Annotated in this window: 17 protein-coding genes and 1 riboswitch; of the genes, 9 read left to right on the top strand and 8 right to left on the bottom strand. The window is 75.7% G+C overall.

All coding sequences use genetic code 11. The annotated features are described in order from the left end of the window. Positions 1-7: 7 nt before the first annotated feature. Positions 8-421 carry a MerR family transcriptional regulator gene (locus tag KRAD_RS08970; protein ID WP_203417535.1) on the bottom strand — a complete coding sequence of 138 codons (414 nt, stop codon included), beginning with the start codon at positions 419-421 and terminating at the stop codon, positions 8-10. 134 nt (positions 422-555) lie between these two features. On the opposite strand from KRAD_RS08970, the gene KRAD_RS08965 reads away from it, so the two are divergent. Further along, the gene (locus tag KRAD_RS08965; RefSeq protein WP_012085244.1) at positions 556-1800 is read left to right on the top strand and encodes a PP2C family protein-serine/threonine phosphatase; all 1245 of its coding nucleotides are present in this window, start codon (positions 556-558) and stop codon (positions 1798-1800) included. A gap of 16 nt (positions 1801-1816) precedes the next feature. Here KRAD_RS08965 and KRAD_RS24145 read toward each other — a convergent pair whose 3' ends face one another. The 4 genes from KRAD_RS24145 to KRAD_RS08945 all read right to left on the bottom strand — a co-directional run bounded on the left by KRAD_RS24145 (position 1817) and on the right by KRAD_RS08945 (position 6084). After that, a complete protein-coding gene (locus KRAD_RS24145) occupies positions 1817-3295 on the bottom strand; it encodes a GGDEF domain-containing protein (protein ID WP_162145136.1) in 1479 nt (492 codons plus the stop codon). Positions 3296-3433: 138 nt separating this feature from the next. Next, the gene (locus KRAD_RS08955) at positions 3434-4132 is read right to left on the bottom strand and encodes an ABC transporter permease (protein ID WP_041292926.1); all 699 of its coding nucleotides are present in this window, start codon (positions 4130-4132) and stop codon (positions 3434-3436) included. 113 nt (positions 4133-4245) lie between these two features. Then, complete coding sequence (locus KRAD_RS08950; protein WP_012085239.1) at positions 4246-5286, bottom strand: aliphatic sulfonate ABC transporter substrate-binding protein; 1041 nt, start codon at positions 5284-5286, stop codon at positions 4246-4248. A 45-nt stretch (positions 5287-5331) separates the two neighbouring features. Next, positions 5332-6084, bottom strand: coding sequence for an ABC transporter ATP-binding protein (locus KRAD_RS08945; protein ID WP_041292924.1), 753 nt, complete (start codon positions 6082-6084; stop codon positions 5332-5334). Between the two features lie 66 nt (positions 6085-6150). After that, positions 6151-6242, bottom strand: a riboswitch (SAM riboswitch). A 133-nt stretch (positions 6243-6375) separates the two neighbouring features. Between KRAD_RS08945 and KRAD_RS08940 the strand changes: the two genes are divergently transcribed. The 8 genes from KRAD_RS08940 to KRAD_RS08905 all read left to right on the top strand — a co-directional run bounded on the left by KRAD_RS08940 (position 6376) and on the right by KRAD_RS08905 (position 14935). Then, positions 6376-7425: an ABC transporter substrate-binding protein gene (locus tag KRAD_RS08940; RefSeq protein ID WP_012085237.1), complete on the top strand. Its 1050-nt coding sequence runs from the start codon at positions 6376-6378 to the stop codon at positions 7423-7425. After that, the gene (locus KRAD_RS08935; protein WP_012085236.1) at positions 7422-8492 is read left to right on the top strand and encodes a FecCD family ABC transporter permease; all 1071 of its coding nucleotides are present in this window, start codon (positions 7422-7424) and stop codon (positions 8490-8492) included. The genes KRAD_RS08940 and KRAD_RS08935 overlap by 4 nt, the downstream gene beginning before the upstream one ends. A gap of 10 nt (positions 8493-8502) precedes the next feature. Further along, the gene (locus KRAD_RS08930) at positions 8503-9276 is read left to right on the top strand and encodes an ABC transporter ATP-binding protein (RefSeq protein ID WP_012085235.1); all 774 of its coding nucleotides are present in this window, start codon (positions 8503-8505) and stop codon (positions 9274-9276) included. 59 nt (positions 9277-9335) lie between these two features. After that, entirely contained in the window at positions 9336-10073 is a 738-nt protein-coding gene (locus KRAD_RS08925; protein WP_012085234.1) for a YqjF family protein, read from the top strand. 156 nt (positions 10074-10229) lie between these two features. Then, the gene (locus KRAD_RS08920) at positions 10230-11585 is read left to right on the top strand and encodes a hemolysin family protein (protein ID WP_012085233.1); all 1356 of its coding nucleotides are present in this window, start codon (positions 10230-10232) and stop codon (positions 11583-11585) included. Further along, positions 11578-12588, top strand: coding sequence for a hemolysin family protein (locus KRAD_RS08915; RefSeq protein ID WP_012085232.1), 1011 nt, complete (start codon positions 11578-11580; stop codon positions 12586-12588). The genes KRAD_RS08920 and KRAD_RS08915 overlap by 8 nt, the downstream gene beginning before the upstream one ends. A 22-nt stretch (positions 12589-12610) precedes the next feature. Further along, positions 12611-14410: a S9 family peptidase gene (locus KRAD_RS08910; protein WP_012085231.1), complete on the top strand. Its 1800-nt coding sequence runs from the start codon at positions 12611-12613 to the stop codon at positions 14408-14410. 51 nt (positions 14411-14461) lie between these two features. After that, positions 14462-14935 carry a hypothetical protein gene (locus KRAD_RS08905; RefSeq protein WP_012085230.1) on the top strand — a complete coding sequence of 158 codons (474 nt, stop codon included), beginning with the start codon at positions 14462-14464 and terminating at the stop codon, positions 14933-14935. A gap of 66 nt (positions 14936-15001) precedes the next feature. Here the strand turns inward: KRAD_RS08905 and KRAD_RS08900 are convergent, their stop codons facing one another. The 3 genes from KRAD_RS08900 to KRAD_RS08890 are packed head-to-tail and all read right to left on the bottom strand — an operon-like array spanning position 15002 to position 17987. After that, the gene (locus tag KRAD_RS08900; protein WP_041292923.1) at positions 15002-16246 is read right to left on the bottom strand and encodes an Nramp family divalent metal transporter; all 1245 of its coding nucleotides are present in this window, start codon (positions 16244-16246) and stop codon (positions 15002-15004) included. Positions 16247-16296: 50 nt separating this feature from the next. After that, complete coding sequence (locus KRAD_RS08895; protein WP_012085228.1) at positions 16297-16773, bottom strand: GNAT family N-acetyltransferase; 477 nt, start codon at positions 16771-16773, stop codon at positions 16297-16299. Beyond that, the gene (locus tag KRAD_RS08890; RefSeq protein ID WP_012085227.1) at positions 16770-17987 is read right to left on the bottom strand and encodes an MFS transporter; all 1218 of its coding nucleotides are present in this window, start codon (positions 17985-17987) and stop codon (positions 16770-16772) included. Before KRAD_RS08890 ends, KRAD_RS08895 begins: the two co-directional genes overlap by 4 nt. Positions 17988-18001: the final 14 nt, after the last annotated feature.

Below are 18001 nucleotides of genomic sequence, written 5' to 3'. Positions count from 1 at the left end.
CTCGAAGTCAAGCGGGGACGGAGGCCCCCGCCGTCGAGCCCTCGTAGAGCGCGATCTTCCCCTCGATGGCGTCCAGGTGGGCGGCGACCTCGGCGAGCTGGGCGCGCACCTGGTCGCGGTGGGCGTGCAGCAGGGTGAGGCGGGCGTCCTCGTTGCCCGCCCCCGCCCGGCACAGCTCCGCGTAGGCGCGCACCACCCGCACCGGCATGCCGGTGGCCCGCAGCCGCTGCACCATCGTGATCCAGCGCAGGTGGGCGTCGGTGTAGCAGCGGCGGCCCGCGTCGTCGCGCGCGGGCGGGTCCACCAGCAGCCCGGCGGTCTCGTAGTAGCGCAGGGTGTGCGCGCTGATCCCCAGCCGGTGCGCCACGTCGGCGATGCCGACCCCCGTCGCCGGTCGTGCCCCCACCTGCTGCTCGTCCACCCCGGCAGTCTGCCGGACCGGCGCCGCGTCGCTCGCCCGCGCACCCCGGCCCGGTGCCGCGACAGGGCGGCCCGGTTCCGGCATGCTGGCCTCCTGGTCCGCTCGTCCGGTCTGCGCAGCACCGAGGTGGGTCCTTGCCGAAACGTTCCGACGACGGACTGGCCGGACTGCTCGACGCCGTGGAGGCCGCGCCCCCGGTGGCCGCGGTCGACGTGTTCGAGCGGCGGCTGGGCGAGCAGGTCGGGGCCGAGCGGGTCAGCTTCCTCCTCACCGACTTCGCCGGGCAGGCGCTGGTGCGGCTGACCCACCCCGGAGCCGGGGGCCCGGGGACGGAACGGGCCGAGCAGGTGTCCCTGGACGACGAGACCCTCCCCTACGGGCGCACCGTCATCGAGCAGCGGCTGCGGGTCCTGCCCGCCCCCGGGGACGGCCGTCCCGCCGGGGCCGTGCGGGTGCTGGCCCCGGTCACCGCCCGCGGGGACGCGATCGGCCTGCTGGAGCTGCTCCTGCCGCAGCCCCCCGGCGAGGACGCCCTGGCCCTGGTGGCCGCGGCCGCGCACGCCCTGGCCTACGTCGTCACCACCGAGCGCCGGCACACCGACCTCTACGAGTGGAGCCGCCGCGGCGACCCCGTCTCCCTGGCCGGGGAGATCCAGCGGCAGCTGCTGCCGAACGCCTTCACCTGCGAGGCCGGGCAGTTCACCCTCGCGGCCTGGCTGGAACCGGCCAGCACCGTGGGCGGGGACACCTTCGACTACGCCCTGGACGCCGACCGGCTGTACGTGTCGATGACCGACGCGATGGGCCACGACACCGCCGCCGCGCTGCTGGCCACCCTGGCCGTGGGCAGCCTCCGCAACGGCCGCCGCGCCGGCCACGACCTGGGACGGATGGCGGGCGCGGCGAACCGGGCGCTCGTCGAGCACCACGACGGCCTCGGGTTCGTCACGGGTCTGCTGCTGAGCGTGGACCTGGTCACCGGCGGGGTGGACGCCGTCGACGCGGGCCACCCGCCGCCCCTGCTGGTGCGCGACGGGGAGGTGCGCGCGGTGCCGCTCGAACCCGACCTGCCCATGGGGGTGCTGGCCGGCACCGGCTACCGCGTGCAGCGGTTCCGGCTGCGGCCGGGGGACCGCCTGGTGCTGCTGACCGACGGGATGGTGGAGCGCAGCGCCCGCCGGGTCGACCTCCCGGGCCTGCTCGTGCGCCACCGCGACACCCACCCGCGCCAGCTGATGCGGGTCCTCACCGCGGCCGTGCAGGAGGCCGCGGGCGGGGAACCGCTGGCCGACGACGCCACCGCCCTCTGCCTGGACTGGGCGGGTCCCGGCGACGACCGGCGGGCCGAGGCGGGGGCCTCCGTCACCGGCGGCCCCTGAGCGCCGCGGCCCCCGCTCAGGCGCCGAACACCCGCACCCGGTTGCGGCCCGCCGCCTTCGCCGCGTACATCGCGACGTCGGCGTGCTGGAGGACCTGCTCGGCGTCCTCGCCGGGACCGCGGTGCGCCACCCCGACGCTGGCGCCCACCCGCACCGGCCCGCCCGCCACCGGGATCGGCTCGACGACGGCCCCGGCCAGCCGGGCGGTGAGGGCGTCGACGCACTCCCCGCGCAGGTCGCGCAGCAGGACGGCGAACTCGTCCCCGCCCAGGCGCGCGCACAGGTCCTCCTCGCGCACGGCGGCGCGCAGGCGCGCGGCGACGGCGCGCAGCACCTCGTCGCCGGCGGCGTGGCCGCGCCCGTCGTTGACGGCCTTGAAGTCGTCGAGGTCGACGAAGGCGACGCTGAAGCGCGCGGTCGGGTCCCCGGCGGCCCGGTCCAGCGCCTCCCCGAAGGCGGTGCGGTTGGCGAGGCCGGTGAGGGCGTCGGTGCGGGCCTGCCGGCGCAGGGCGAGGTGGGCGTCGCTGGTGACCAGGGCCATCGCCACCTGGGTGAACGCGGTGTGCATCGCGGGCACGGCCTCGGCAGCGGACCGCTCCAGGGCCCCGGTGATCAGCCAGCTGCCCTCGCGGGTCTGGTCCGGGACGGCGACCCAGCGCCCGGGCCGGCCCGCGGCGAGGTCCAGCGAGGCGGACCGCACCGGCTGCGGGTTCCCGCCGGTGGGGGACTGGGCGGGGAGGACGAGGTCGGTGAGCACCGGCGGCGGCGGCTGGTCCCAGGCGCCGAGGGCGAGCCGCACGGCGACGCCGTCGGGGGTGGTGACGACGAGGGCGCTGGCCAGGCCCGGGGTGATCCGGGTGAGGTCGCGGGCGGCGCGCTCACCCAGGTCCATGATCTCCTGCCGGTCGGTGACGGCGAGCAGGGCGCGACCCAGGTCGCTGAGGACGGCGTCGCGCCGCTGGCCCTGCTCGCGGGCGAAGAGGCCGTCGGCGAGGTGGCGGGCGCCGATGGACGTCAGGTACGCCAGGGGCAGGCACCCGAGGATGGAGGCGGCGGCCACCGGCCCGGGGTGGCCCGGCGCCAGCCCCCAGAACGGCAGGCCCCCGGCCAGCCCGAGGGCGACGAGGGTGCAGTGCCGCAGCACCTGGCGGCCGGTGCCGTAGACGGAGCGGAACCACAGCCCGGGGAAGACGAAGCCGAGGGCGAGGGTGGGCGGGGCGCTGAGGGCGACGGCCGCCGCGAGGAGCAGCGCCTCGGTCGTGTCGGCGGTGAGGGTGGCCCGGCGGGTGACGTAGCGGTGGGTCCACACGCACCCCAGCGCCAGCACCACCGCCGTGAACAGCAGCGGGGTGGCGCCGGCGGCGCTGTGGACGATGGCGGGCACCAGCAGCAGCGCCGACAGCAGGGTCAGCAGCCAGAACAGCCACCGCGTCTGCTCCACGAGCCCCGCCGGGCGCGCCCACCAGCGCCGCGCCCGGGGGCCGTCCTCCGTCACCGCCACCGATCCCACCACTCCCGCGGCGGGCAGTTCCGTCGCTGTCCGGGGCACCGGCCGCGCCGGTGAACGTCCCCGCACCGTTCATCGGTGCCGGGGCCCGCCCGCAGGATCGCCCGTCCGGGTGTGAGCGCGCTCTCAGCCGCGGGCCCGCTTCACCCGGCCCTCCGCCAGCCCCAGGACCACGTCGGACCCCTTGCCCAGCAGCGCGAGCAGCAGGATGGCGAGGAGCACCTGGTCGGTGCGCGAGGTGTTCTGCCCGTTGATCATCTGGTAGCCCAGGCCGATGGAGGAGGACAGCAGTTCCGCCGCGACCAGGAACAACCAGCTCTGGGCCAGGCCCAGGCGCAACCCCGACAGCAGCGCGGGGGCGGTGGCGGGCAGCAGGACCTCGGTGAACAGCCCGATCCCGCGGCGGCCGTAGGCGCGGCCCACCTCGACCAGGGCGGGGTCGAGGTGGGACAGCGCGGAGGCGACCGTGGTGTAGACGGGGAAGAACGCCCCGATGGCCACGAGCACGATCTTCGGGGGCTCCCCGATGCCGATCCACAGCCCCAGCAGCGGGACCCACGCCAGCGACGGGACGGCCCGGAACGCGCCCAGGGTGGGGGCGAGCAGGTCGTGCAGGAGCCGGGAGGCGCCGGTCAGCCCGCCCAGCACGAGACCGGCGACGGCCCCGCAGGCGAAACCGATGAGCACGCGCTGGACGCTGATGGCGATGTTCGTCTGCAGCTGGCCGTTGCTCCACAGCTGCTGGGCGGCGTGCCACACGTCGGCCGGCGGCGGGAGCTGGCTCCGGTCGAACACCCCGGCCGCCGTGCTCCACCACCACGCCACCAGCAGCAGCACGGGGACCACCGCCTTCACCCACCAGCGCGATCCTGCCCGCGGCGGCCGCGGGCGGCTCGGGCCGTCCGCCGTCGCCGGCGCGGCGCCGGTGTCCAGCACGCTCACGCCGGGGTGGCCTTCTCGGCGAAGTCCGCCACCAGCAGCCCGTCCAGCGCCTCGGTCGCGGCCTCCGCGGAGGGGATGTCGCCGGTGGAGGCCATCAGCGGGACGATCCCCTCCAGCACGCTGCGCTGGGCCTCACCGGGCACGGAGTCGACGTCGAGGGTGGTGCGCTCCAGCACGCGGGCGGCGACCTCGGGGGTCAGCTGCGCCTGCGCCGCGTAGAGGGTGGCGAGTTCGGCGGGGTTCGCCAGCGCCCAGGCGCGGGCGGTCGCGTAGGCGTCGACGACCTGCTGGACGAGCTCGGGGGAGCTCTCGATGAAGGACTCGCGGGCGTTGAGCAGCCCGTAGGTGCAGAAGTCCACGTTGCGGTACAGCAGCTTCGAGCCGCTCTGCAGCTCGGTGGCGGCCATGTTCGGGTCCAGCCCGGCCCACGCGTCGACGTCGCCGCGCTCGAGGGCGGCGCGCCCGTCGGCGTGCTGCAGGTTGGTGATCTCGACGTCGGTGGCGGACAACCCGGCCTCGGCCAGCGCCTGCTGGAGGAAGAAGTAGGGGTCGGTGCCGGTGGTGGCGGCGATCCTCTTGCCGCGCAACCCGGCGACGTCGGTGACGGTGGAGTCCTTCGCCACGACGAGCGCGGTCCACTCCGGCTGGGAGTACACGTCGACGGTCTTGACGGGGGAGCCGTTGGTCCGGGCCTGCAGGACGGCCGACCCGGCGGTGGAGGCGAGGTCGAGGTTGTCGTTGCGCAGGAACTCGTTGGCCTTGTTGCTGCCGAGGGACTGCTCCCACTGCACGGTGAGCCCGGCGTTCTCCAGGATCTTCTGCTCGCGCACGACGAGGCTCAGGGGGTTGTACAGCGCGTAGTCCAGGCGGACGGTGCCACCGGCACCGCCGGCGCTCCCGGAGGCGCTGGCGCCGGCGGAGCTGCCGGCGGCGGCGCCGGAGGACTCGCCCTTCACGCAGCCGGCGGCGGTCAGGCCGAGGCCGCCGAGGGCGAGGCCGAGGGCGAGGCGACGGGAGTACGAGGGCAGCGTGGACACGGTTCTCCTGGGGTGGGGGGTTCCGGGGGGTGGTGAGGGGGGAGGTCAGGCGGCGCGGGGGACGCCGAGCAGATCGAGCAGCTCGACGCGCAGCTCCGCCGTGGCGGCGTCGCCGCGGTCGCGGGGGCGCGGGGCCGGCACGGCCAGGTCGCGCACGACGGTCGCGCCGGCGCGGTCGACGGCCCGTTCGCCGGTGCCGAGGACCAGCACCCGGTCGGCCAGGTGCAGGGCCTCGTCGACGTCGTGGGTCACGAGGAGGACGGTGGCGCCGGTCTCGCGCTGCACCTCGTCGAGGAGGTCCTGCATCCGCAGGCGGGTGAGGGCGTCCAGGGCCGCGAACGGCTCGTCGAGCAGCAGCACCCCGGGGCGGCGCACCAGGGCGCGGGCCAGCGCGGCGCGCTGGGCCATCCCGCCGGAGACCCGGCGCGGGCGGTGCCCGGCGAAGTCGGCGAGCCCGACGACGTCCAGCCAGCGCAGGACCTCGGCGCGGCCGGCGGCCCGGTCGGTGCCGCGGGGCAGGCCGAAGGCGACGTTGCCGGCGAGGTCGCGCCACGGCAGCAGCCGCGGTTCCTGGAAGACGACGGCGGTGCGGGGGTGGACCCCGGCGACGCGTTCGCCGCCGACCTCGACGGTGCCGGAGGTGGGGGTGTCCAGCCCGGCGACCAGGCGCAGCAGGGTGGACTTCCCGCTGCCGGAGGCCCCGAGCAGGGCGACGGTGCTGCCGGCGGTGATCGAGACGTCGAGGGGGGCCAGCACCTCGTGGGAGCCGAAGGACCGCCCCACGCCGCGCAGCCGCACGTCGGCGGCGTCCACGCGGGTGACGCGGGCGTCGGGCAGGGTGGCGGGTGCGGTCGTCACGGTCGTCCTCCATCGGTCCTGGCGTGAGCACCACACCCCCGAGGGGGCGGTTGCTGCGGCGTCGACGAGCCAGGTCTCTCGGCCGCTCTGGATGGTGGGTCCAGCGTAGGGCAAGTTGCAGGCGCAACCAGCCCGGTCGCCGAACCCGGCCTCCGCGAGCTTCGAGTCAGGGTAGCCTCAGCTTGCTGGCCGACCCGGCTCGCACCACCCCCACCCCAGGAGAACCTCCCCGTGCCCAGAGCCGTCCCGCGCTCCTCCGTCCTGCTCGCCCTCGCCGCCGTGGTGGGGCTCGCCGGGTGCGGGGCCTCCGAACCGGTCGAGGCCGCGGCGTCGACCGCCGCGGCCGGGGACGGGGCGACGCGGTACCCGCTGACCATCGACAACTGCGGGCAGCGCCTCACCGTCGACGCGGCCCCGCAGCGGGTCGTGTCGCTGGACCAGGGCTCCACCGAGATCCTGCTGTCGCTCGGCCTCGGCGACCGGCTGGTCGGCACGGCGTCGTGGACGGACCCGGTGCTGGAGCCGCTGGCCGCGGCCAACGCCTCGGTGCCGCGGCTGGCCGACAACGCCCCCACCTACGAGGTCGTCCTGGGCACCGACCCCGACTTCGTCACCGCCTCCTTCGGGCGGCATTACAAGGTGGGCGGGGTCGCCGAGCGCGCCCGCTTCGCCGAGACCGGGATCGAGTCCTACCTCTCGCCCACCGACTGCGACCACGGGGTCAGCGTCAACGGCGGCGGGAAGCGCACGGAGCCGGTGACGATGGACGCCGTGTACGCCGAGATCCGGGAACTGGCCGAGGTCTTCGACGTCGCCGCGCGCGGGGAGCAGCTCGTCGAGGACCTCCAGGCGCGCCGCGCCGCGGCGCTGGAGGGCGCCGGGGACAGCGGGACCACCGTCGCCTTCTGGTTCGCCGACACCAAGGCCCCCTACGTGGCGGGCGGTCTCGGCTCGGCGAACCTGCTGACCGAGGGCGTCGGCGCCCGCAACGTCTTCGCCGACCTCACCGACCAGGACTGGCCGGCCGTCGGCTGGGAGACCGTCGTCGAGCGCGACCCGCAGTACCTCGTCCTGGGCGACCTCGCCCGCGACCGCTTCCCCGGGGACCGGCTGGCCGACAAGGAGGCGTTCCTCGCCGCCGACCCGCTGACCTCCACGATGACCGCGGTGCGCGAGCGGAACTACGTCGTCCTGCACGGGGCGGAGATGAACCCCTCGATCCGCGCCGTCGACGGTCTGGAGAAGATCGCCGCCGCGCTGCGGGAGGGTTCCGGCGCGTGAGCACCGGCCACGCCGGGCCGGCGGCGGCCACCGCCTCGCCCGCGCTCCGGCGCCGGGGCGCGGCGGGGAGGGTCGTGCCCGCGGTGGCCCTCGTCGTGCTCGCGGTCTCGGTCGTCGCGGCCACCACCCTCGGCCCGGCCGACGTCTCGGCCGTCAACGTCCGCGACGTCCTCACCAACCACCTCGGCCTCACCGCGATCCCCGTCCGGGTCTCCGAGGACGCCATCGTCTGGAGCGAGCGGCTGCCCCGGGCCCTGGTCGCGGCCTGCGTCGGCGCGGGTCTGGGCGTCAGCGGCGCGATCCTGCAGTCGTTGCTGCGCAACCCCCTCGCCGACCCGTTCGTGCTGGGGATCTCCTCCGGCGCCTCCACCGGCGCCGTCCTCGTGGGGTTCCTCGGCCTGGGGGCCGGCGCGCTGGGCCTGTCCGGCGGCGCGTTCGTCGGGGCGCTGGTGGCGTTCGGGCTGGTGCTGCTGCTGGACCGGCTCGTGGGCGGTCACGGCGACCGGGTGATCCTCGCCGGGGTGGCGAGCACCCAGTTGTTCTCCGCCCTCACCTCGCTGGCGATCTTCGCGTTCGCCGACTCCGACGAGACCCGCGGGGTGATGTTCTGGCTGCTGGGTTCCCTGGAGGGGGTCCGCTGGGACGACGTGGCGGTCTGCGCGGTGGCCGTCGTCCTCGGCCTCGCCGCCTGCCTGCTGCGCTCGCGCGACCTCGACGCGTTCGCCTTCGGCGACGACGTCGCCGCGACCCTCGGCATCCCGGTGGCGCGGGTGCGCGCGCTGCTGCTCGTGGTGACCGCGCTCGTGACCGCCGTCCTCGTCAGCGTCTCCGGCGCGGTGGGTTTCGTCGGCCTCGTGCTGCCGCACGCCGCGCGCTTCCTCGTCGGGCCCCTGCACGGGCGGCTGCTGCCCGCGACGGCCCTGCTCGGGGCGGTGTTCATGGTGTGGGTCGACGCCGGTTCCCGCGTCGCCTTCGCCCCCACCCCGCTGCCCGTCGGCGTGGGCACGGCGCTGGTCGGGGTCCCCGCCTTCATCGCCCTGCTGTTCCGCGGCCGGCGGACCCGGTGAGGGGGCGGGCGTGACGCTGCGCGCCGAGGCGGTGAGCTGGGACCGCGGGGGCAACCTCGTGGTGGACGGGGTGAGCCTGGCCCCCGCCCCCGGGCAGACGGTGGCCCTGCTGGGGCCCAACGGGTCCGGCAAGTCCTCCCTGCTGCGCCTGCTCGACGGCGTGGTGCGCCCGACGTCGGGGGTCGTCACCCTCGACGGGGAGGACCTCGCCCGCGTCCCCCGCCGGGAGGCCGCGCGCGCCGTCGCCGTCGTCGGGCAGCAGAGCAGCACCGAGGTCGACCTGACCGTCCGCGACGTCGTGGAACTGGGCCGGCTGCCGCACCGCACGACCTTCGGCGGCGACCGCGCCGCCGACGCCCGGGCCGTGGCGGAGGCGCTGCGCTGCACCGGGTTGACCGACAAGGCCGACCGCCTGTGGCGGAAGCTGTCCGGCGGGGAGCAGCAGCGCGCCCACATCGCGCGGGCGCTGGCCCAGGAACCCCGGGAACTGCTGCTGGACGAACCCACCAACCACCTCGACATCCGCCACCAGCTCGACGTGCTGGCCCTGGTGACCCGGCTGCCGGTGACGACGGTCGTCGCGCTGCACGACCTCAACCTCGCCGCGATGTTCTGCGACGCGGTCCTCGTGCTGCGCGAGGGCCGGGTGGTGGCCGGGGGGACCCCCGCCGACGTCCTCACCCCCGAGCTGATCGCCGAGGTGTACGGGGTGCGGGCCGAGGTGAGCCTGGACCCGCGCGACGGGCGGCCCGCGATCCGGTTCCTGCCCGGCGTCCCGGTCTGAGACCCCGCGGGCCCGCGCTTCGACGAGCGCGGGCGCGTCCGCCCGGACAGGATCCGGGGGTGCCCCCCGCCGCGCCCGACCGCCTCCCCCCGGCCACGGCCACCGCCCTGCGGGGGCCGGTGATGATGCACCAGCACTGGGACGACGTCGCCTTCCTGCACTGGGCCGTCGACCCCGCGCTCGTCGCCCCGCACCTGCCGCCCGGGGTGCGTCCCGACGTCCTCGACGGGGTGACGTACGTGGGCCTCATCCCCTTCACCCTGGCCGGCGCGGGCCCGGGCACCGGCCCCGCCGTGCCGTACTTCGGGACGTTCCTGGAGACCAACGTCCGGCTGTACTCCGTCGACGAGGCGGGCCGGCGCGGGGTCGTGTTCGCGAGCCTGGACACCTCCCGCCTGGCCGTGGTGCTGGGGGCGCAGGTGGCGTTCGGGCTGCCGTACCGGTGGTCGTCGATGCGGCGCGCGGTGCGGGTGCGCGACGGGGCGCGGGAGCTGGCGTGGACGTGCCGGACGCCGTCGGGGGTGCGGTCGCGGATCGCGGTGCGGACCGGCACCGAGCGGCTCGAGGGCGACCTCCCGACCTTCCTGACGGCCCGGTTCGGGCTGCACGTCGCCCACCTGGGCCGCACCTGGTGGGTCGCCAACGAGCACGAGCCGTGGCCGCTGCGCCGCGCGGAGGTCCTGGTCCTCGACGACGGGCTGCGGGCCGCGGCCGGGTTCGACCTCCCCGGCCCCCCCGACCACGTGGCCTTCGCCCGGCGGGTCACGACGCGCTTCGCGCTGCCCGTCCGGCTCTGATGGGAACCCGGCGGCGGCGGCGTCCGTTCAGCCGGGAGCACCCGTCCCCGAGCACAGGAGAGGACCGCCGCCGCCGATGTGCGACGACGACACCGCCGACGACCCTTCAAGTACTGACCCGGACGCCCTCCCGGCCGGCCACGAGGGGGGCGCGCCGTGACGGACGTGCTCACCCTCCTCGCCGGCATCGCGGTGGTCGCCCTCATCACCGCCGCCACGGGCTACTTCGTGGCCCAGGAGTTCGCCTACATGTCGGTGGACCGCTCGGGCCTGGGGGCCCGCGCGGACGCCGGCCACACCGGGGCGGCGCGGGCCCTGGAGGTCACCCGCCGCACCTCGTTCATGCTCTCCGGCGCCCAGCTCGGCATCACCGTCACGGGGCTGCTCGTCGGCTACGTCGCCGAACCCCTCATCGGCGAGTCCCTGGGCGGCCTGCTCGGCGGGGTCGGCATCCCCACCGGGGTCGGCGTCGCACTCGGCGCGGTCGTCGCGCTGGTGTTCTCGACGTTCGTCCAGATGCTCTTCGGCGAGCTGTTCCCGAAGAACCTGGCGATCTCGCGGCCCGAACCCGTCGCGACCTGGCTGGCCGCCTCGACGCTGGCGTACCTGAAGGTGTTCGGCTGGCTCATCTGGTTCTTCGACCAGTCCTCCAACGCGCTGCTGCGCGCCCTGCGGATCGAGCCCGTCCACGACGTCGAGCACGCCGCCACCGCCCGCGACCTCGAGGCCATCGTCGAGGAGTCCCGCGAGAGCGGGGACCTGCCCGAGGACCTCGCCGTCCTGCTGGACCGGATGCTCGACTTCCCCCAGCAGGACGTCGAGCACGCGATGATCCCGCGCTCGCGGGTGGACACCGTCGCCGACACCGACGACCTCGGCCTGGTCCGGGCGCTGATGGCCGTGGGGCACTCCCGCTACCCGGTGCTGGCCGTGGGGACCTCCGACGTCGTCGGGGTCGTGCACCTGTCCGACCTGCTTGCCACCGACCTGCCGGACTCCGCCCGCGTCACCCGGGTCATGCGGGTCCCGCTGGTCGTGTCGACGTTCACGACGCTGCCGGACGTGCTGCGGCAGCTGGGGGAGACGAGGAACCAGCTCGCCTGCGTCGTCGACGAGTACGGCGGTTTCGCCGGCGTCGTCACGGTCGAGGACCTCGCCGAGGAACTCGTCGGCGAGATCACCGACGAGCACGACGAGGAGAACCCCGGCTACGTGCCCGTCCAGGGCGACGGGGTCTGGGAGATGTCCGGGGAGGTGCACGTCGACGAGGTCGAGCGCGCCCTCGGCGTCGACCTGCCCGCGGGCGACTACGAGACGATCGCCGGCCTGGTGATGGCCACCCACGGCGGCCTGCCGGAGGCGGGTACCGAGCTGCGGGTGGAACTGCCCGCCGACCCCGGCGAGGTGAACCCCGTCCCGCGCTCGCTGACCGTGCGGGTGCTGAGCGTCGAACGGCACGTGCCCGCCCGGGTGCGGCTGGAACTGCCCGAGGAGGTGGAGCACGGTGGGTGACAACCCCTTCGTCGTCGTCCCGGTGACCCTGCTCATCGTCGGGCTGAGCGCGTTCTTCGTCGCCGTGGAGTTCGCCCTGCTGGGGGCCAAGCGGCACCGGCTGGAGGACGCCGCGGGCACCGCGGCCGGGCGGGCCGCGCTGCGCAGCTCGCACGAGCTGACGGTGCTGCTGGCCGGTTCCCAGCTGGGCATCACCGCCTGCGTCCTGGCCCTGGGCGCGATCAGCAAACCGGCCGTGCACCACTGGCTCACGCCCGCGTTCGAGGGTCTCGGCGTCCCCGCCGCGGCCGCCGACGTCGCCGGTTTCGTGCTGGCGCTGTTCGTCGTGACGTTCGTGCACCTCGTCGTGGGGGAGATGGCCCCGAAGTCGTGGGCGATCGCCCACCCCGAGCGGTCGGCGCTGCTGCTGGCGGTGCCGATGCGCGGGTTCATGTGGGTGTTCCGCCCGGTGCTGAAGCTGCTGAACGCCTCGGCGAACGCGCTGGTCCGCCGGGTCGGGGTGGAACCGGCCGACGAGATGGCGGCCGCGCACACGCCGGAGACCCTGCGCCACCTGCTGGAGCACTCCACGAACGTCGGGGCCCTCGACGCGCGGTTCTCCGCCCAGCTCTCCGGGGCGCTGGACCTGCAACGGATGACGGTCCGCGACCTGCTGCGCCCCGGGGGCGTCCCGGCCTGCGTGCCCGCCGACGCCACCGTGGGGGACGTGCAGGAGGTGACCCGCCGCACCGGGCACCTGCGGGTCCTGCTCGGGACCCCGCAGGAGATCACCGGCGTGGTGCACGTGCGCGACACCCTCACCGAGCCCGCGGACACCCCGACGGACCCGTTCGCGCGGCCGGTGTTCACCCTGGAGGCGGGCACGACGGTGCACGAGGCGCTGACCCGGATGCGCGAGACCCGCAACCACCTCGCCGTCGTCCTCGACGACGGGCGCGTCGAGGGGGTCGTCACGATGGCCGACGTCCTGCGCCGGCTCTTCCCCCGGCCCGCGGCGGCGTGAGCGGGGTGGCACGATCGGTCGCGTGAGCGAAACCGAGGGTGCGACCGCGACGCCGGTCTGGGAGAAGCGGTTCCGCGCGGGCCGGGTCGGCCTGCCGGAGTGGGCCGAGGAGGCCCCGCAGCGGTGCGTCGTGGAGGCCACCGTCGGCGGCGTGCTGGAGGTGCACTCCTTCGACGCCGCCACCGGGGCCCTGCACCGGCTGACCGACCGGCCCGAGGGCACCTCCAGCGCGACGATCGACCCCGCGGGGGAGTTCGTCTGGTGGTTCGACGACACCGCCGGCGACGAGTACGGCGTGTGGCGGCGCCAGCCCTTCGGCTCCGCACCGGGGGAGGGGGTGGAGGACCCGCTGGGCCTGCCGCCCGCCTACCCGGCCGGGCTGGCGCTGGGGCGCAGCGGCCTGGTCGTCGTGGGCAGCCAGGACGACGAGTACGGCACCCGGATCGACGTGGTCGCCGACGGCGCGACCCGCCGGGTCTACGAGCACCGCGAGGACGCCTGGGCCGGGGACCTCTCCCCCGACGAGCGGTTCCTCGCGATCGCCCACTCCGAGCACGGCGACTCCCGCCACCCCGACCTGCGGGTGCTGGACCTCACCGACGGCTCCGTCGTCGCGGAGCTGTCCGACGGCCCCGGCAAGGGCGTCTCCCCGCTGGGCTTCTCCCCGGTCCGCGGCGACGCCCGCCTGCTCGTGGAGCACGAGCGGGCCGGGCGCCCCGAGCTGCTCGTCCTGGACCTGCTGACCGGGCGCGAGGTGCCGATCGCCCTGGGGGTGCCCGGGGAGGTCGCCGGCGCGGAGTGGCTGCGCGACGCGACCGGCCTGGTCGTCCTCGTCGACCACGAGGCCCGCACCCTGGCCCACCGGGTGGACTTCGCCACCGGCGGGGTGCAGCGGATCGGTCCCGCCACCGGCACCGTCGGCGGCGCCACCACCCGCCCCGACGGCGACGTCTGGCTGAGCTGGTCGTCCTCGGCGCGGCCGTGGGTGGTGGGGAACCTGGCGGGGGAGGTGCTGCTGCGCGCTCCCGGCGAACCCGCCCCGCCCTCCGTCGAGGTCCGCGACGTGTGGGTCGAGGGCGAGGGCGGGCGCGTCCACGCCCTGCTGCGCCTGCCCGCGGACACGACGTCGACGGGCGGGCCGCTGCCGCTGGTCGTGGAGGTCCACGGCGGCCCCACCGCCCACGACGCGGACTCCTTCCGGCCCTACTGCGCGACGTGGGTCGACGAGGGGTTCGCCGTCGTGCAGGTGAACTACCGCGGTTCCACCGGGTACGGGTCGGCGTGGCGGGACGCGATCGAGGCCCGCGTCGGGCACGTCGAGCTCGCCGACGTCGCCGCGGTCGCCGACCACCTCGTCGCGATCGGCGTGGCCGACCCGGCGCGGCTGGTCCTGGCCGGGGCGTCCTGGGGCGGGTTCCTCACCCTCCTGGGGCTGGGCACCCAGCCGGAGCGGTGGGCGCTCGGCCTGGCCGGGGTCCCCGTCGCCGACTACGTCGCCGCCTACGAGGACGAGATGGAGGGGCTGAAGGCGTTCGACCGCTCGCTCTTCGGCGGCTCCCCGGAGCAGGTGCCGGAGAAGTACGCCGACTCCTCGCCGATCACCTACGTCGACGCGGTGCGCGCGCCCGTCCTCGTCCTCGCCGGGCGCAACGACCCGCGGTGCCCGATCCGCCAGATCGACAACTACCTCGGCCGGCTCGACGCCCGCGGGGCGGTGCACGAGGTGTACCGCTACGACGCGGGCCACGGGTCGCTGCTGGACGACGAGCGGGTCCGGCAGATGCGCGTGGAGCTGGACTTCGTCCGCCGCCACCTGCCCTGACCCGCCCCCCATCGACTGGCGGGCTCGGCGCGCGAGCGGTGCACTGGTCCGGTGCGCACCGCGATGACCGCCGGCTGCCTCGCCGTGCTGGGGCTCGCCCTGGTGGGGTGCGGCCAGGAGGACCCGACCCTGGTCGACGCCGGTGCCCCGAGTGCCGGCAGCACGCCGCAGCGGCCCGACGACGCCGAGGGGCGGGCGGGCAGCGGCCAGGGCAACCCGCTCTCCGGGGGGGAGAGCGCCTACGCGCTGGGCATCGCCTGCACGCCCGGCCAGGTCGACCTGCCGGCCACCGGCGGCCACGCCACGGCCCCCGAGGCCATCGACGCCCAGGTGCCGGGCGCGGTGCTCCCGGGCATGGACGAGCACGCCGTGTCGGTGCTGGCCGCTGCCCTGACCGAGGCCCCCGACCCCGCCTCCACCCCCACCGAGACGACCTCCACCCGGGACGGGTACCGGGTGCTGGCCCGGCTGGCCCAGGGCCCGGGGGGCGTGCTCGTGCAGCAGCTGCGGTTGGAGTGTCTCTAGGCGTCGCCGTCCGCGGCGCGGCGAGGGGCGGCCGGAGGTGGGGAGGGCCGGCGCCCGGCGGTCGGGTCAGCCGGTGAACGTCAGCCAGAGCAGGGCGAGGTTCAGGGCCACGACGAGCCCGACCGCGATCGTGGCCGCGACCTGCGTCCCCCGGCGGTTCACGTGCTCGCCCATGAGGGCGCGCGAGCTGGTCAGCCGCACCAGGGGCACCAGCGCGAACGGGATGCCGAAGCTGAGGACGACCTGCGACACGACCAGCGCCCGGGTGGGGTCCACGCCGATCCCCAGGCACACCAGGGCCGGGATGAGCGTCACCACCCGGCGCACCAGCAGCGGGACGTCGATCCGCAGCAGCCCCTGCATGATCACCGCCCCGGCGTAGGCGCCCACCGAGGTCGAGGCGAGCCCGGAGGCCAGCAGGCCGATGGCCAGCAGCAGCGCCGCCCCCGTCCCCAGGTTGGCCTCGACGGCGGCGTGCGCGCCCTCCAGGGTGTCGGTGCCCTCGACCCCGCGCAGGGCGCTCGCGGCGAGCAGCAGCATCGAGATGTTGACCAGCCCGGCCACCACGAGCGCAGCCACGACGTCGACGCGGGTGGCGCCCAGGACGCGGCGGGTCAGCGCGGGGGTGACGGTGCCGTGGTGGTCGCGGGCCATCGCGGAGTGCAGGTACACCGCGTGCGGCATGACCGTGGCGCCGAGCATGCTCGCGGCCAGCAGCACCGTCTCGGAGCCCTCGAAGCGGGGGACGAGCCCCTTCACCGCCTCCCCGGCGTCCGGGGGGGAGAAGACGACCCCGGAGACGAAGCCGACGACGATGACCAGCAGCAGCCCGACGATGACGGCCTCGAAGCGGCGCACGCCGTTGCGCCCGTGCAGGGCGAGCAGGCCCAGCGACACCGCGCCGACGACGATCCCGCCGAGCAGGAGCGGGGTCCCGAAGAGCAGGTGCAGGGCGACGGCGCCGCCGATGACCTCGGCGAGGTCGGTGGCCACGGCGACGAGCTCGGCCTGGGCCCAGTAGGCCAGCCGCGCGGGACGGCTGAGCCGGTCGCGCAGCACCTCCGGCAGGGTGCGGTCGGTGACGACGGAGAGCTTCGCCGAGAGGTACTGCACGAGGACGGCCATCGCGTTGGCCAGCACCAGCACCCACAGCAGCAGGTAGCCGTACCCGGCGCCGGCGGTGAGGTTCGCCGCGACGTTGCCGGGGTCGACGTAGGCGATGGCCGCCACGAAGGCGGGTCCCAGCATCCGCAGCAGCGAGCGCCGGCCGGCGGGGCGGGCGGGCGCGTCGGCGCGTTCGTCCGTCGTCATGGCGGACATCATGCCCGAGAGTTCGGTCTACCGAACTCTGGACTTCGTCCTCAGAGCGACTTGGTGCAGCAGATGCTCAGCGGACTGTCCGCCCACGGGCCGAACGGCGTCGCGGACCGCTCGTAGCCGAGCTTCTCGTACAGCGCCACCGCCTCGGGCTGCTTGGTGCCCGTCTCCAGGCGGACCCGGGTGAAGCCGTCCGCCCGCGCGGCGTCCTCGAAGGCCGCGACCAGGGCGCTGGCCACCCCCAGCCCCCGGAAGCGCTCGTGGACGAACACCCGCTTCATCTCCGCGCAGCCGGACCAGCCGGGTTCGGTCACTGGCTCGCGCGCGATGCAGCCCGCCGGCTCGCCGTCGACGTGGGCGACCAGGCAGACCGCGTCCTCGGCCAGGTCGTACTCGTCGTCGGGCTCCCCCGGCTGGCGGTAGCGGCGGTTGAGCTCCGCGACGGCCGCCGCGACGAGCTGGTCCAGGTCGGGGTCGCCGAGCTTCCGCTCGTGGATCGAGAGGTTCACGCCGCCGGTCACGCCCCCACGGTGCCACGCACCCGGCGACGGCGCTGCGCCGGGACCGCCGCCACCCGCGGGTCCAGCGGGGCGCGGCCGTTCTTGTCCACGCGCGTCGCCTCGGCGAGGATCGCCAGCCCCAGCAGCGCCAGGACCAGCGCCACCACGGCCGTCGCGGCGTAGCCGAACCCGCCGTCGATGACGATCCCGCCGAGGAAGGCGCCCATCGCGTTGCCGATGTTGAACGCGGCCTGCATGGCCGCCGACGCCATCGACGCCCCGCCCCCGGCGGCGGTGATGCCGCGGGTCTGGATCGGCGCGGACATCGTGAAGGCGACGAAGGCGAAGAGGAAGACCCCGACCGCCGCCGCGACCCGGTTCCCGGCGAAGAGGAACAGGCCGGTGAAGACGACCGCCTGGGCGGCGAAGCCGACGGCCAGGGTCCGGTACGGCCGCCAGTCCGCCAGCCGCCCGCCGAGGACGTTGCCCAGCGTCGCCCCGACGCCGAAGAGGACCAGGACCCAGCTCACCGCGCCCTCGGAGAACCCGGCCACCTCGGTCAGCAGCGGCGAGACGTAGCTGAGGACGGTGAACATGCTGGCGAAGCCGACGGTCACGATGAGCAACGTCCACCAGACCTGGCTGCGGCGGAACGCGGCGAACTCCGAGCGCAGCGAGCCGGCGCGGGTCTCGACCTCGGGGACGATCGCCAGGATCGCGGCGATCGTGGCGACCCCGATGAGCCCCACGAGGGCGAAGGTCAGGCGCCACCCCAGCTGCTGCCCGACGTAGGTCCCCGCCGGGACCCCGACGACGTTGGCGACCGTGAGGCCGGTGAAGACCAGGGCCATGGCCTGCCCCTGGCGCCCGGGCGGGGCGATCTTGCGGGCCACGAGCGCGCTCGCGCCGAAGAACGCGCCGTGCCCGAGGCCGGAGAGGAACCGCGCGCCGACGAGGGCGCCGAACGTGGGCGCCAGCGCCGTCGCCGCGTGCCCGACGACGAACAGCGCCATCAGGCCCGTGAGGACCCGCTTGCGGGGCCAGGAGTGCGTGAGCGCCGTCAGCGTCGGCGCGCCCACGACGACGCCGAGGGCGTAGGCGGTGATGAGCCAGCCGGCCGTCGCGATGGAGACGCCGAAGGTGTCGGCCATCTGGGGCAGCAGCCCCATGGCGACGAACTCGGTCGTCCCGATCGCGAAGGCGCCGACGGCGAGGGCCAGGATGGCGAGGGGCACGGGTGTTCATCCTC

The sequence above is a fragment of the Kineococcus radiotolerans SRS30216 = ATCC BAA-149 genome (assembly GCF_000017305.1).
GTDB lineage: Bacteria > Actinomycetota > Actinomycetes > Actinomycetales > Kineococcaceae > Kineococcus > Kineococcus radiotolerans.
The sequence above is the reverse complement of the archived record's forward strand: the minus strand, read 5'-3'. Positions and strand labels throughout refer to the sequence as shown.

Coding starts and splice junctions, on each gene's coding strand:
- KRAD_RS08900 (WP_041292923.1), bottom strand. CDS start 16,246: ATGACGACGGACGAACGCGCCGACGCGCCCGCCCGCCCCGCCGGCCGG.